Origin of the sequence: Pseudomonas sp. H26/SER47-MNA-CIBAN-0231, from assembly GCF_040310465.1 — a bacterium.
Lineage (GTDB): Bacteria > Pseudomonadota > Gammaproteobacteria > Pseudomonadales > Pseudomonadaceae > Aquipseudomonas > Aquipseudomonas atacamensis.
The window spans coordinates 1-265 of record NZ_JBEOPW010000101.1; the positions used below are offsets into that span (position 1 = coordinate 1).

Here is a 265-nt window from a genome sequence, read left to right on the forward strand (position 1 = left end):
GTTCACAACTCCGGACACTGGACGACGGAAGGCGCCGAGTGCAGCCAGTTCGAGAACCATCTGCGCGCCGTTGCCGGCTTGCCGCTGGGCTCGACGGCCAAGGTCGGTGAGAGCGCCATGCTCAACTTCATCGGCGTCGTGCCGCCGGTAGAGAGAGTGATCGCCATCGCCGATTGCCACCTGCATCACTATGGCAAGGCGTTCAAGGCTGGTCGCAAGGTCGGTCATGCCAACCTGCGCTGCGCCGACAAGGCTACGCTGGAGC

At 64.2% G+C, this 265-nt stretch carries 1 pseudogene; it reads left to right on the top strand.

From position 1 onward, the window contains the following. Positions 1 to 265, top strand: a pseudogene (locus AAEZ10_RS27450) (5-(carboxyamino)imidazole ribonucleotide synthase); the annotation flags it as partial.